This is a genomic window from Bacteroides sp. LFL-34 (assembly GCF_027257075.1).
Lineage (GTDB): Bacteria > Bacteroidota > Bacteroidia > Bacteroidales > Bacteroidaceae > Bacteroides > Bacteroides ovatus.
The window spans coordinates 14377-29697 of record NZ_JAPQKZ010000022.1 but is presented as its reverse complement, the minus strand read 5'-3'; the positions used below and the strand labels follow the sequence as shown (position 1 = coordinate 29697).

Annotated in this window: 7 protein-coding genes; 5 read left to right on the top strand and 2 right to left on the bottom strand. The window is 41.4% G+C overall.

The genetic code is table 11. From position 1 onward, the window contains the following. The first annotated feature begins 4 nt into the window (after positions 1 to 4). From N5O98_RS14390 to N5O98_RS14380, 3 genes are all read left to right on the top strand, one after another. Entirely contained in the window at positions 5 to 1648 is a 1644-nt protein-coding gene (locus N5O98_RS14390) for a DUF5123 domain-containing protein (RefSeq protein ID WP_004309424.1), read from the top strand. A 123-nt stretch (positions 1649 to 1771) separates the two neighbouring features. Then, positions 1772 to 3127 (top strand): pectinesterase family protein, encoded by a 1356-nt coding sequence (locus N5O98_RS14385; RefSeq protein WP_022199661.1) that lies wholly within the window; start codon positions 1772 to 1774, stop codon positions 3125 to 3127. Between the two features lie 48 nt (positions 3128 to 3175). Further along, the gene (locus N5O98_RS14380) at positions 3176 to 4753 is read left to right on the top strand and encodes a glycoside hydrolase family 28 protein (protein ID WP_004309426.1); all 1578 of its coding nucleotides are present in this window, start codon (positions 3176 to 3178) and stop codon (positions 4751 to 4753) included. Between the two features lie 866 nt (positions 4754 to 5619). Here N5O98_RS14380 and xyl3A read toward each other — a convergent pair. Then, positions 5620 to 8211, bottom strand: coding sequence for a xylan 1,4-beta-xylosidase (gene xyl3A / locus N5O98_RS14375; RefSeq protein WP_004309427.1), 2592 nt, complete (start codon positions 8209 to 8211; stop codon positions 5620 to 5622). A gap of 410 nt (positions 8212 to 8621) precedes the next feature. On the opposite strand from xyl3A, the gene N5O98_RS14370 reads away from it, so the two are divergent. Continuing rightward, a complete protein-coding gene (locus N5O98_RS14370; protein WP_004309429.1) occupies positions 8622 to 9389 on the top strand; it encodes a class I SAM-dependent methyltransferase in 768 nt (255 codons plus the stop codon). A 133-nt stretch (positions 9390 to 9522) separates the two neighbouring features. Here the strand turns inward: N5O98_RS14370 and N5O98_RS14365 are convergent, their stop codons facing one another. Further along, on the bottom strand, positions 9523 to 13863 hold the full coding sequence (locus N5O98_RS14365; RefSeq protein WP_022199657.1) for a hybrid sensor histidine kinase/response regulator transcription factor: 4341 nt from the start codon (positions 13861 to 13863) through the stop codon (positions 9523 to 9525). Between the two features lie 476 nt (positions 13864 to 14339). Between N5O98_RS14365 and N5O98_RS14360 the strand changes: the two genes are divergently transcribed. Further along, complete coding sequence (locus N5O98_RS14360) at positions 14340 to 15317, top strand: TIGR01212 family radical SAM protein (protein WP_004305273.1); 978 nt, start codon at positions 14340 to 14342, stop codon at positions 15315 to 15317. Positions 15318 to 15321: the final 4 nt, after the last annotated feature.

The following is a 15321-nucleotide window of genomic DNA, read 5'->3' as shown; positions in this document are numbered from 1 at the left end:
TGTTATGATGAAGTTACTATATAGATTGACAACAGTCTTATTGCCTGCTTTGTTGTGGGGAGCGCTTTTCACAAGTTGCCAAGACGACCAATATAACAAAATAGACGATCTGTTTCAGCCCAGATTCGTATTGGAGAAACCGGAGGTGAAGAGTAATTCTATTACTTTGGTGTGGTATAAAGTAAATGATGCATCATCCTATACGGTAGAGTTGCATCAGGATACGTATTACAAAAGTTTGTTTATGTCGGTAGATACAACTGAACCATTTGTCTTTCTGGACGATATCCCTTATGGAACAACGTTCTATATTCGTGTGCGTTCGAATGCGGCAAATGCAGTCAATAATTCTCAATGGACTTATACGAATGCTTCTACAGAGGCCAGACCGGAATATGCGAAGTTATTGGAAGACGTATCAAAAACAGAGATAACAGAAAACTCTGCTATCATTCGTTGGAAAGTAGATGTACAGAATCCGGTGGACAGTATCAGCGTGATGCCGATGATGGACAAAACTTTAGCGAATGTATCCCGTTATCTGACTGAAGAGGAAAAAGCACAGGGACGTGCCGAAGTGACTGGTCTGGATAAGAATACACTGTATGCGGTTAATATTTACGATACAAGTAAGCCGAGGAAATATGACAAACCTTATAATCAGGCTACTTTCCGTACAGCGGGACCGGCTGCCGAATCTATTACGGTAGGTTGGGATGATGATTTGACGAAACTTCTGACTGATAATAATGATAATGCGGAGATTCCGGAGGGTACCGAATATTTCTTGCCGGCTGGCTCTTCTTATCGTTTGAGTCCATTTGCAATAAAGAAAGGTTTCCGTCTGGTCGGTAGCACGGAAGGCATTAAGCCTATTGTCACTATGGAATCTTCATGGAATGTGGTTGCCGGATCTTATATTTCCGGTATAGAGTTTGTAAATGTTGAATTCCGGCAGGAGATATTGAACAGTTATTTCTTTAATAGTGGTAATGCATACACGCTGGAGAATATCAGTTTCGTTAATTGCGACTTCTATGGATTCGGACGTGGATTCTGGCGTCATCAGGGAGCTAACAATAAACATCTGATGAACTTCGAAATGGAAGGCTGCAAGTTTGAACAATGCGGTTGGCAGACAGGTGCATACGGTACGTTCCATCTTGGATCGACCGATAAGGAAGGTAACTCTTATGATCATCTGGAAAGAGTTATTTTCAGGAACTGCACATTTAGTAGAGATAACAACAGTACAGACGGCTGGGGCTGGGGTAACATCTTCTATGCGCCCAATCTGGACAAACCTATTCATCTGGAATATAAAAATGTAACCTTCTACAGCTTCTGTCGCAATCAGCGTATGATTAATATACAGTCTGCTGTTGGTTCGGAATTGGTGTTGGAAGGAGTAGTCTTGGCTTCACCGTGTGGTGAAATTTATTCAATCGGTGCCAATACTACCACTAGCTTCTCTAACAATTATACAACGAAAGATTATGCGTTGGGTGGTAGTAAGATCAATGCAACCGATTTGGATATGACTGCTGCCGAACTGTTTGTTGACCCGGAAAAGGGCGATCTGACAATCAAGGATTCGAATTCTCCGATTGTCACTAATCGTTCCGGTGATACTCGTTGGATTCCATAACCGGATCATTGTCAGGACCATACTGGTTATGAACAGGTAATCGTTTTTCTGAAAACAAATGGCCCTTGGGAAAAGAAACCGGGGGCTGTTTTTTCCTCTATATAAAATTTACACAATTGAAGTATGAAGAAGATACAATGCATTTTACAGGGAGTCATCTTGCTGTTCTCCTTGTGTTCCCCAGTCTGGGGTGCTGATGGGAGGGGGCTTATAGATAGGAATCATTCCGGTGAAAGTAATTCTCCTTTTCAGGCTGTAGTGGCAAGAGATGGCAGTGGTGATTACAGAACGGTGCAAGAGGCTGTAAATGCCGCACCCGAAAATTCAAAAACACCTTGGTGCATATTTGTGAAGAATGGGTCTTATCGAGAGTACCTATTTATACCAAAGACAAAAACATTCATTCATTTGATAGGACAGGACAAAGATAAAACCATCATTCACCACAGTCTGAATGTGGGTGGCAAACCAGAGGCTACTTCGACAGATATCGACTATTGGAGATATTCTGTTCATAATCCGGAATCGGATGTCTATAAATACGATGGTAGTGTAGTGAAGATTGAAGCGTCTGATTTCTATTCGGAAAACATCTCTTATGTTAACGACTGGGGAGTGGATAGCCAGAAAGGGCCGCAAGCTTTGGCAATGAGCAGTCAGGCGGATCGTATCGCATTTAATAATTGTAACTTCCGTTCTTTTCAGGATACATGGATGACTACAGGCAATGATACTGCACGACATTACGTCAAAGATTGTTGGATTGAAGGAGCGGTAGATTATTTCTATGGCGGAGGAAATGTATTGGCGGAAAATTGTACTTTCTATAATACTCGTAGCGGTGCTATTATTGTAGCTCCTTGTCATAAGGAAGCGAAATGGGGGTATGTTTTCAGAGACTGCACGATAGATGGTAACGAAGCGGCGGCTAATGTTAAGAAGTGGGGGGTGAAACTGGGACGTCCGTGGCATAATTCGCCAAAAACGGTTTATATTCACACTACTATGAACATTCCCATTTCTCCTGAAGGTTGGGCAAATATGGGTGCGATCCCTACTTTGTTTGCCGAATATAACAGTCGGGATGCCGCGGGTAATGTCCTGCAACTGGATCAGCGTAAGACGGAATATGAGGGACGTGGTGAAAATGCTCCGAAAGGAACCAGTCGTGCGGTGATAACGGCAGAAGAGGCTGCTACTTATACTTATGAGAATATAATTCCCGGAACAGATCAGTGGAATCCCCGTATGATGATGAAAAAACTTCCTGCTCCCGAGGGGCTTAAAATAAAGGACCGGAGACTGGAGTGGAAAAGTGTGAAGGATGCGACGGGGTATATTGTTTTCAGTGGGGACAGGGTAGTAGGTATGACACGTGGAATGTATCTAACTCTTCCTCAATATCCGGTGATGATATTGCAGGTTTGTGCTGTGAATCAGTATGGTTCTTTGGGAAATAAGGCGATTCTTTCCCGTTGAAAATAAATAGTATATTTCAATAGGTTTTGATACATAATAAAGATAAGTATGAATAGATTTTTGAAAAAGGATTTCAGAGTAATGCTGGTGGGACTCTTGTTATTGGCATCTTGTCAGGCATATTCAGACTCGGAGGATAAAACGATAGAAATGGAAGATTTATATAAAGACCTTCCTTTCTCCATGCCCGCCATAGAGCGTCCCGTCTTCCCCGATTATCAGGTGAATATTTGCGATTTCGGAGCAAAAAGTAATGGCGTGACGTTGAATACGGAGGCTATTAATAATGCAATCAAAGCGGTGCATGATAAGGGAGGTGGCAAGGTAGTCATTCCGGAAGGCTTGTGGTTGACAGGACCTATTGTTTTGCAGAGTAACGTCAATTTGCATGCGGAAAAGAATGCGTTGATTGTATTTAGTAGTGATACTTCATTATATCCGATCATCACCACTTCGTTTGAGGGACTGGATGTCAAACGTTGCCAGTCGCCTATCTCGGCAATGAATGCGGAGAACATAGCCATCACCGGTTATGGTGTTTTTGATGGGGCGGGGGATAGATGGCGTCCTGTGAAGAAGGATAAGATGACGGACAGGCAATGGAAGAATCTGGTGAACTCCGGCGGCAAGGTGGATGAGAACGGAAAGGTGTGGTATCCTAATGAAGGAGCGCTGAAAGCCTCTGTTCTCATGGCCGGCAGCGAAGATAAACGGACTGAAATCACGAGTGAAGAATGGGAAGATATGAAGAGTTGGTTGCGTCCCGTATTGCTAAGTATCGTGAAGAGCAAAAAGATTCTTCTGGAAGGTGTGACCTTCAAAAACTCTCCGAGTTGGTGTCTGCATCCCTTGTCGTGCGAATCTTTGATATTGAATGATGTAAAAGTATTCAATCCCTGGTATTCGCAAAACGGTGACGCGCTGGATGTGGAATCATGCAAGAATGTATTGATTGCCAACTGTTTTTTTGATGCGGGGGATGATGCTATCTGTCTGAAGTCGGGCAAAGACGAGGATGGCCGCAGAAGGGGCGAACCTTGTGAGAATGTGATTGTGAGAAACAACACCGTTTTACATGGGCATGGCGGATTCGTGATTGGCAGTGAGATGTCCGGTGGTGTGAAGAATGTGTATGTGTCTGAATGTTCTTTTATCGGTACGGATGTCGGCTTACGGTTTAAAAGTGCCCGTGGACGCGGTGGTGTTGTGGAGAATATTTATATCAATAATATAAATATGATTGATATTCCTAATGATGCTTTGATTGCCGACTTGTATTACGCGGTCAAAAGTGCTCCCGGTGAACCGGTTCCGAGTGTGAGTGAGGAGACGCCTGCTTTCAGAAACATCTATATCTCGGATGTGTTTTGCAGGGGAGCAGGACGGGCAGCTTATCTGAACGGACTTCCCGAAATGCCGATTGAGAATATTTCCATCAAGAATATGGTGGTTACAGGTGCTAAAGAGGGTATTGTAGTGAATAAAGTGGCAAAGCTCAACATTGAGAATGTGGAAATTGACACTCCCGATCAATCTATGATACAGATAGAAAATACGACGGATATCACCATTAACGGAAAAGAGTTGGGAACGATTTCGGAGAAGCGGTTGCTGACCAAGAACTAACTGTATCATCTGTTTTTATACTGTTTTTATTGTCAATCTGTCAGAGCGGCAGTTAAAGAAATGAATTACAGTATAATACATGCTGACAATAGAAGCTGACAATAGAAGCTGACAATAGAAGCTGACAATAGGCTGACAATAAGAATTAAGTATTCTATTGTCAGCCTGTTTTTTATTGTTTGGCAAGTAAGGATACAAGTCTGTCCATTCGTACATTATAGCATTGATAGGCTGATGAGGCTATATCAATATGCCTATATCGTTCATTGATACTCTCATATCTTTATTAATATACCGATATAGTTATGCTGGCATCTTGGAATTATTGTTTCAAGGTTTTGATGTAGTTGCATTAATATGCCTGTACAGTTGAGTAAGTATGTCTGTATCGTTTGGTTAGTGTGCCTGTATAGTTGAGTTAGTGTGCCTGCATAGTTGGGCAAAGGTGCCGTTATCTTTACCTTCCCACGGTCGTGGTAACATCTTCTCACGGCCGTGGGAAGATCCTACCACAGCCGTGGAGAGATCTCGTCACGGCCGTGGAGAATTAGCAAGATCGGTGCTTTAGTGGAACAATAGCGGCACCCTGGTTGAACAATAACGGTATCTTAGCGGAATAATGCAGGCTTGGTAAATAAGGGATAATAGTTGCATAGTGTAGTTTTAAACAATAATAGGCTGACAATAAAAGACGGAAATCTTTATTGTCAGCCTATTGTCAGTTTCTATTGTCAGTGGGTAATAGCTTGAAAACAATCACTTTATGAAGCCCTAACTCTTGGCCTGACAATAAAAGCCATTTTTTATAAATTCTCAATGTAGCCTAAGTTCAACTTAGCCTCAAATTATATATGAAACGGTATTACCTATTGAATCTGAATACTGCACGTTTGCAAGTCTTTTTCATTTGAACTGTTTCCGTAAAGTATCTTATATGTTCCGTTTAAAGGACGTATGGTATTGGTCGCTGCATCAAACCATTCGAAAGAATCGTACGGAAGCTCTATCTGGACGTTCTGTGTCTTACCTTTAGCAATGCTAACCCGTTGGAAACCACGAAGAGTTTTTTGCGGACCTTCTTTGTCGTCAGGACGGCAGATGTACACTTGAACCACTTCTTCACCGTCTCTCTGCCCGACGTTACTTACCGGGATAGTAAGGATTGCTTTTTCGCCTTTGGTCAGCTTCGATTGGTTCAGGGTAGCTTTCCCATAAGAGAAACGGGTATAACTTAAACCGTAGCCGAATGGATAAAGAGGTGTTTCCGTCATGAAACGGTAGGTACGTCCTTTCATCGAATAATCTTCATAATCCGGTAATTGTTGCATGCTTTTATAGAAAGTGATAGGCAGACGTCCGGCAGGATTGTAATCTCCGAAAAGAACATCGGCAACGGCTGTTCCACCTGCCTGTCCGGGATACCATGCTTGCAGGATAGCATCGCAATTCTGCGTTTCAGGCACGATGGCCATTGCCGAACCGGAGAAGTTGACGAATACTGTTTTCTTTCCATTCTTCTTTAGAAGAGCAAGAACTTCGCGCTGGATGGCGGGCAATTCGATTTCTGTACGGTCGCCGCCTTTGAATCCGGGGTCGGATACCCGCATGGATTCTCCTTCCAATAGGGGGGAGATACCTCCGGCAAAAATAACTACATCTGCGCTTTGCAACTTGTTCAGGATTTCACGGGCATCCATTGGAGTTTGTTTTGCCAAGTCGAAGTTCAGTGCAGGGTTATCTTTAACCTGAATAAAACGCAACTCGATGTCGTAACTCTTTCCTGCTTCGTAGTTGAAAGAATACAGATTGGTATGATTCTTGATGTTGGTGGCTTCTGCTATTTGCTTGCCGTTGAGGAATAAAGTAACTCCTCCGTTAGTCATCACGCGGAAAGTGGCGGCACCGGAATCTGTTGGGCGGAAAGTGGAACGATAGATGGCGGTGAAGTTTTTCAATCCTACACCGGGAGCAAATACGGTAGAACCTTCTGCACTGAAATGGAAAGGAGTGGTCAGACGGTCGGTTGCGGCAATTTTGCCTTTATATTCGCGGTTATTCCAGTAGGTGGCGTTGAATCCGGCTTCTCCGTCGATGCTGCACTGATTGAATAGGCTGTGCAGGGTGGTGTCGTTTGTATATCCGCATACAGGTTCGTAGATGATTTGTGCGTCAGGTAGTTTGGCGCGTATTCCTTCCAGTAGAGTAACGGTATGTGAAGGGAAGCCGTTGTAGTTCCCCCATTGCATTACCGAGTCGTTGGCGTTGGGGCCGATGACTGCGACTTTCATCTGACGGTTTAATGGAAGGATGTTGTTATTGTTTTGGAGTAATACCAGACTTTCATGTGCCATTTTCAGTGCCAGTTCTTTGTGTTTGGGACAGTCGATAACAGAAAATGGAATGTTACTCCAGGGATGAGTCGAATTCATTTCTCCCAGTTCAAAGCGGGCTTTCAGTACTCTTTTGACTGATGTATTGATTTTCTCTTCCGAAATCAGGTCTTTTTTCACAGCATCGGTGATGCTTTTGAAGTTACCGCCACATTCGAGATCTGTTCCGCTTAAAACAGCGTCGGCAGAGGCATGGGCGGCATCGGGATGCGTTTCATGTTTCTTGCGTTGGAAAAAGTCTCCGATTGCTCCGCAGTCGGTGACTACGATTCCTTTGAATCCCCAGTCGTTGCGGAGAATTTGGGTTAACAGACGGTTGCTACCGCAGCAGGGATCGCCTTCGAAACGGTTGTAAGCGCACATCACTTCTTTGACTCCTGCTTTTTGTACCAGTTCCTTGAAAGCAGGAAGGTAGGTTTCCCATAAGTCTCTGGGTGCAATGTTTTCTGCGTTGAAGCTGTGACGGTTCCATTCGGGACCCGAGTGTACGGCAAAGTGTTTGGCGCAGGCATGAAGTTTGTCATATTCGGCATCTTCCGGTCCTTGCAGACCTCTGACTGCTGCCATTCCCATACGCCCGCTTAAATAAGGGTCTTCACCGTATGTTTCCTGTCCCCGTCCCCAGCGGGGGTCGCGGAAGATATTGACGTTGGGAGTCCACATGGTCAGTCCCTGATAACGTTTATATTGTCCTTTTTCATTGAATTGGCGGTTCTTGGCGCGTGCTTCGTCGGATACGGCATCAAATACTTCGTATAATAGTTCGTCGTTGAAAGAAGCGGCCATACCTATGGCTTGCGGAAAGACAGTAGCCAGTCCGGCGCGGGCAACGCCATGAAGAGCTTCGTTCCACCATTCATACGGCTTAATGCCAAGCCGGGGAATAGCCGGTGAGTTGTTTTGCATCAACGCCACTTTTTCTTCTAATGTGAGGCGTTGAAGTAAATCATCCGCCCGTTGTTCCACAGTCAGCTTCGTGTCCTGATAGGGATACTTGCTGGGTTGTTGTGCCTGTACATTTACCCCTTGAATTCCGATAAGACAGGCAATGATCCATTGCTTTTTCATTTTCTAGTTTTTTTGGTTTTTAGATTTGAGACTGCAATAGTACGCGCTTTTCATTATTTTTGTGGGGAATATCCGGTAGAAAAGGAGGATTTCCTATGCAAGGCTTATTTGGAGCCGATAAATCCATAGACCTGTTCAAAGATAAAACATTTTGTTGAATATAGCATAAGCTTTGCAATGTAAATAGATGATACCGAAATGTTGTTTTGATACTTATATCAGAGATATGTCTTGTTGAAATTTGAGTATTTAAGAGATAATTATAGCTGGATTACAGATATTTACTACATTTGCGAACGACTGGTAGTTCTTCTGGTTGTGTATAGAATATCCTTTTGGTACATTGTACGTTGGGGATATTCTCGTTTGTATAAGAAATAATCGTAAATAATGAATATTGGAGGACATAAATGAATAGTGATTATAAAGTTGGCGATTTAATTTATGATGCAAATATTTATGATGGAATGAATACCAGCATGGATGATTTGCAATTTTATAAGCGGTGGTTACCTAAAAACAAGGATGCCCGAATACTTGAGCTTTGCTGTGGAACTGGCAGACTTACTCTTCCTATTGCAAAGGATGGATATGATATAAGTGGGGTTGATTACACTGCTTCAATGCTCCATCAGGCTAAGATGAAAGCTGCCGAGGCTGGACTAAGAATCAATTTCATTCAGGCGGATATCAGGACTCTGGATTTACAGAAGAAGTACGACCTTATTTTTATTCCATTTAATTCGATCCATCATTTATATGAGAATGAAGATTTATTTAAGGTACTTCATGTCGTTAAAAATCACCTCAAAGACGGAGGCTTATTTCTGTTGGATTGTTTTAATCCGAATATTCGGTATATAGTTGAAGGTGAGAAAGAGCAGCAGGAAATAGCCACGTATACAACTGGCGATGGAAGAGAAGTCTCGATAAAGCAGACAATGCGATATGAAAATAAAACCCAGATTAATCGGATCGAATGGCATTATTTTATCAATGGTGAATTCAATTCTATTCAAAATCTGGATATGAGAATGTTTTTCCCTCAAGAGTTGGATTCATATTTGGAATGGAATGGTTTTAGTATTATTCATAAATATGGAGGATTTGAAGAAGAAATATTTAATGATGATTCGGAAAAACAGGTGTTTGTTTGTCAATGTAAGTTTGGATATTGATGTGTTGTTGACAGGCAAATCTCTTTATCTTGTATGAAAAGTCCCTTTATATCAGTTTACTCTATCGAATTTCGATTGATCGAATAATGAGACAACTGGGTATAAAGGGACTTTTTATATGCTTATCAAAGAGTTATTTTTTTCTCTCTTTGTATTCTGACGGGGTAATTCCTATCACTTTCTTGAAGCACTTGCTGAAATATTTCGGATCGTTGAACCCCGTCATATATGCTACCTGGGAGAAGTTATATTCGTCGCTGTCAATCAGTTGTACGGCACGTTTGATACGTATTTCCCGTATAAAGTCAACAGGTGTCAGTCCGACGATTGATTTTAATTTCCGGTAGAAGATTGTACGGCTAAGCATCAACTGTTCTGCAAATTCGTCAATCGTTAGTTCGGCATTGTCCATCTGTTCTTCCATGTATGCCATTACTTTTTTCATAAATTGCTCGTCGTATGGAGTAATCTGTGGTTGTGAAGGAGTCAGAGGATCGGGAGAAGAGGTATTCTTTCCTTCCATCAGCCTATTCATATAGAGCTCCTGCAATGCTTTGCGTTGTCGTAACAAGGAGGCTACACGGGTCTTTAGATAAGTAGCACTGAAAGGTTTGGTGATATAATCGTCAATGCCTTGTTCCAATCCGGCGATACGGTCGTCCAGAGAGGCTTTGGCTGATAATACAATGATGGGGATATGGCAAATATTGTTGTTCTCTTTGATTTGCCTAATCATTTCTAAACCGTCCATCACCGGCATCATAACATCGCTGATAATAAGATCGGGCAGGTCGTCAACAGCATGTTGCAATCCCTCTTCACCATTGGAAGCTGTGATTACCGTATAATTCTCCGACAAAATACTTTTCAGAAAAGCCTTTAACTCTTCATTATCTTCTACCACCAATATGGAGAAACCATCCGAATTAGTCTCAAGGTCTTCTTTTTCTTCCACCTCTTCTGGCGCTTTCATGCTATCGACGGGATGAGGTGCTGAACTCTGACTATCATTCAGGATAAATTCGACTTGTACATCCTCTTCGAAAATTTCCCGTTGTAAAGGCAAGCTTACTGTAAAACGGCTGCCTATTCCGGGTTGACTATTTACTGTAATAGTGCCATGATGCATTTCCACCATCTCTTTCACGAGAGACAGCCCGATGCCGGAAGATGGTTGCAGAATATTCTGTTTTACCAATGACTCGAAGCGTTGGAACAAGGAATGTTGCTTTTCTACTGCAATTCCGATTCCTTCGTCTGCAACCTCTATCTCTACCGTCTTCTCTTTCGTTGTGATATTGACTGTAATCGACTTGTCGGCAGGTGTATATTTGAATGCATTGGAAAGCAGATTGAAGAATATCTTTTCAAACTTATCTCTATCCACCCAGCTATATACCGACTGGATGGTAGAAGTCAGCTGATAGTTTATGTTCTTTTCTTCAGCTATCAGTTTGAAGCTACTCATCACCTTTTGCAAAAGTGGGATCAAATCGGTCTCTTCAATCAGCAGTTTCATTTTCTGATTCTGAATCTTGCGGAAATCCAGAATCTGATTCATCAGTCGGAGCATGCGCTCTGTGTTCTGATGTACCAAAGTCAAATGCTCACGGGCGGAAGGAGAAAGCGGTTCATTCTCTAATACCTCTGTCACAGGGCTACTGATTAAAGTTAGCGGAGTACGTAACTCATGAGATATGTCAGTAAAGAATCGCAGTTTGATATTTGCTAATTGTTGTTCCATATCCACTCTGTGACGTAACCGGTAGATGTAAAATAATACATATACGATGCTTGCCGTAAAGAGTATGAATAGAATGAAATAGAACAGCCATGCCCAGTAGGTTTCCCAAAAGGTGGGGAGTACATGTATAGATAGAGTCTGTACATTGTCCACCCAGACCCCGTCACTGTTTGTTGACTTTACCTGCAACTGATATTTGCCTGCAGGCAAGTTGATGTAGCTAGCGGAACGGTTATTATCTGCTTCATTCCATTCTTCTTCTAGTCCTTGCAGGCGATAGGCATATAAAATCCCTTTTGGATTGACATAATCAAGTGCAGCAAACTGGAAAGTTACATTCCTTTGAGAGGGCTCCAGTTCCAATTCTTCCAGATTGTCAATGGAGTGATCGGTAAGGTGTCCTTGAATCTTGAGTCCTGTAAACACAATAGGAGGAACATAGCTACTCTTCCGCATCTTCTCCGGAGAAACTTCCAGAAAGCCTTTATCAGTTCCTAAGATAATCTGGTTGCGGGCATTGATAATAGGAAGAGCTTCGGAGAAATTGAATTCCTGATAGATGGAACTTAATTCATAGTTCTCAAAAGTTTCTTTGGCTGGATCGAATTTGGAGAGCGCAATCTCCGAAACAACCCATAGTTGGTTCTGTGTATCTTCAATCATTGATAGTGCCAGATCGGAAGCCAGCCCGTTGTTCTTGTCGTAGTTTTTGAATTGGATATTCTCGTTCAGCAGATTGGGAGATATCACTTTATTTACTCCTCCGGTAAAGCTGACAACATAAGTCGTTTTATTCTTGTCCGTATAGATATGCATGATATCGTTGGCACTAAGACTGTTTTTATCTCCCGGTCTACGGATATTCCGGTAGAATTTAATCTCTTCCAGGCGTTCGAAGTTGTTCGAGAATGTCAGCAGTCCGTTAGTTGTTCCCACTAAAATCACTCCTCCCGGAGCTTCTGCAATATTGCGTACTTTCATACCGTAAGCTATGGGATAGTTTCTTAACTCATTATTACTATGAATAAATGAAACTTTTCCATCTTTAGCTTGTGCCAGCAGATTTAATCCGCCCCCATAACATCCTATCCAAATATTATTACGACTGTCCTGAAAGATAGCATAAATGCTATTACTGCTTAAACTATAAGGATCATTTGTCTGGTGTTCAAAATGGTGAATAGAGTAATGATTTGCTCCTGTCTTTTTAAGTTGGAAAAGTCCGATTTCTTTAGTCCCCAACCATATATTTCCATCTTTGTCTTCCAGAATTGAATATACCCCATTATAAAACGATTGTTTTTCCTTAATGATATTTCCTTGTTTGGATAAGTACCCCACCAGGTTACCATCCGGTGCGAATATCTGGATATAATTAGATTTTGATGCTGTCCATAGACGTTTATTGCTGTCTTGCAGGAATGCACGTGTTTCTGCCTCGTAATCAGTCAGGTTAAATTGATAGCTCTGTGGGAAGAAGCATAGTTTCTCTACACCACGTGCTGTTGCAAACCAACAGTTTCCCTGATTATCCAATGTATAAGACCTGACTAACGGACTGAAAATAGACTTAGGATTATTGATATCCGTAAGAAGCGGTTTGAGAGTTCTTTCTTTCCGGTCATAGTAGCAAAAGTTTCCTTCCGTGGGGAGTAACCATAAGTTTTTCGCATTGTCTTCAAAAATAAGTTTACGACTTTTACGCCCATGCTTGATAATCTCATCTTTGGGGGTGAACAGATGTTCTTTTTCATTGGTCGCGAGGTTAAGATGAACAATGCCCGGATCTTTTGAAAAAATCCAGATATCTCCCAAGTGGTCTTGATAGACAGATTCTACATCGTTGGAAGTTTGGGTAGCTGTACGGATGTCTATTTGCTGGAAACTGTTCTTCGGGATAGAATACAAAATCACTCCATTATCCGTTCCCAATGCCAGCATATCTTTTCCTATGGTAGTGACATTGTTTATTTTATGATGCGGATAAGGAATATCTACGAATTTCAGTTTTTTAGTGTGGAAGTCATATCTGGCTAACTTGTCATTTTCTGCAATCAGACAGATCGTTTCCTTTATTTGGGTGATGAACTGGAAAGGAAAGTCTGTATCCAGTGTTTTCTTTCCTATGATGGAAACACCTTTATCCGTCAATATCCATTCATCTTCTTCAGAGTCTTGATAAATGTTAAATATTTGATTTCCTTTCAGGTTGTGGTTGGAAGCTGAATAAAGTGTGATGCCTTCTCCTTTTTTGCATAATTGTTCGTCCACTCTGAATGCATATCCGCTTTCACAGAGAATCCAGGCAATCCCTTTCTCCAGTGAATAAATGCGTGTAACATTGTTAGTTTGTTTCGTGGAAAGTTCAATAGGTTGGAGAACATCAATAAACTTCTCGGTTTCCACATCAAAAAGGCAGGCTTGTCCATCGTAAGTGGGGCACCATATATCTCCGTATTTGCTTTCTGAAATAGTTCCCATGCGATTACTGCCGAATGCATATTTACTCTCTTGCGAAGTTTTATATGTCTTAAAAGTGTATCCGTCAAACTTGTTAAGCCCGTTCCAGGTACTAAACCAAACAAGCCCTTTCTGATCCTGTAAAATGCTCATTACATTACCTTGAGCGAGACCGTCACTCACGGAGAAATGTTTAACTTGGCAGATAGGTTGAGCAGCTATATTGATCGCTATTGTTAGAAGAAGAAATAAAGTATGGAGCCGTTTCATAGTAGTTACTTTAATGTTTATAGCAAAAATAAACAAAACAATGCAGAATGGAAAGTCCGATAAGTGGTTTGAACGAATAATACTCGTTTTTTCCTATTTTTTCCTCTTCATCCTATACAGCATTGATCTCTATGTTGTGTTTTGAACAAAAATAAGAGAGTAATATTAGTTAAAAAAATCCTCTTTATAATCTGAATAAGATTATAAAGAGGATAATTTTATTGACAAGAGTTGCATGGGGTATGGTGAGATGAAATCATAATTGGGGAATAAATTGCACAAGACTTTCACAAGTATCCTCCTGCCAATGCCTAAAATCATAGCAAAGCTAATTAAATAGTTTTTCGAATTGCAATATTTATTAATTTATCTTATGGTATTTATGAAATTTTTAATATATTGAAGAAATTTTGTGCCAACTTTCCGTAACTCGTTGATTTTGCTTATGTTTGTAGGTAAAATAAAGAATGAAGTGAATGAATATGTCTACACAGCTATTATATAATGATTTCCCTACTTTTTTACGGAAATATTTTCCTTACAAAGTACAAAAGATTTCATTGAATGCAGGTTTCACTTGCCCCAATCGTGATGGTACAAAAGGATGGGGTGGATGTACTTACTGCAATAACCAGACTTTTAATCCGGATTATTGTCGGACAGAGAAATCTATTGCAATTCAATTGGAAGAAGGTAAATGCTTTTTTGCCCATAAATATCCGGAAATGAAATATTTGGCCTATTTTCAGGCCTACACCAATACATATGCGGAGTTGGAAGGCTTGAAGCGTAAGTATGAGGAAGCATTGGCGGTGGATGGGGTAGTCGGGCTGGTGATTGGTACGCGTCCCGATTGTATGCCGGAAAGTTTGTTGCGTTATCTGGAAGATTTGAACAAACATACGTTTCTCATGGTAGAATATGGGATCGAAAGCACTTGTGATGAAACCTTAAAACGCATCAATCGGGGGCATACTTATGCAGATACAGTAGAAGCTGTGTGTCAGACAGCGGCCTGTGGTATCCTGACAGGTGGACATATCATCCTCGGACTTCCGGGAGAAACACATGATACAATGGTGGCACATGCCGAAATTCTTTCCGATCTGCCTTTAGCTACACTTAAAATCCATCAGTTACAGTTGATCCGTGGTACGCGAATGGCGCATGAGTATGACGTAACTCCTGCTGGCTTTCATTTGTTTAACGAGGTTGAGGAATATATTGATCTGGTGATTGATTATGTAGAACATCTCCGTCCCGATATGGTTGTGGAACGTTTTGTTTCCCAATCTCCTAAAGATTTATTAATAGCTCCGGACTGGGGATTGAAAAATTATGAATTTGTAGCTCGTTTACAAAAAAGAATGAAAGAAAGAGGTGCTTATCAAGGTAAGAAGTATAGGGATTCGGAAAAAAGGATTATTTTTGCAAACGATAAACTTACCACTTAATAAA

Bases quoted from the DNA above. Each gene is read 5' to 3' on its own strand.
- N5O98_RS14390 (WP_004309424.1), top strand. From the start codon at position 5: ATGATGAAGTTACTATATAGATTGACAACAGTCTTATTGCCTGCTTTG.
- N5O98_RS14385 (WP_022199661.1), top strand. From the start codon at position 1,772: ATGAAGAAGATACAATGCATTTTACAGGGAGTCATCTTGCTGTTCTCC.
- N5O98_RS14380 (WP_004309426.1), top strand. From the start codon at position 3,176: ATGAATAGATTTTTGAAAAAGGATTTCAGAGTAATGCTGGTGGGACTC.
- xyl3A (WP_004309427.1), bottom strand. From the start codon at position 8,211: ATGAAAAAGCAATGGATCATTGCCTGTCTTATCGGAATTCAAGGGGTA.
- N5O98_RS14370 (WP_004309429.1), top strand. From the start codon at position 8,622: ATGAATAGTGATTATAAAGTTGGCGATTTAATTTATGATGCAAATATT.
- N5O98_RS14365 (WP_022199657.1), bottom strand. From the start codon at position 13,863: ATGAAACGGCTCCATACTTTATTTCTTCTTCTAACAATAGCGATCAAT.
- N5O98_RS14360 (WP_004305273.1), top strand. From the start codon at position 14,340: ATGAATATGTCTACACAGCTATTATATAATGATTTCCCTACTTTTTTA.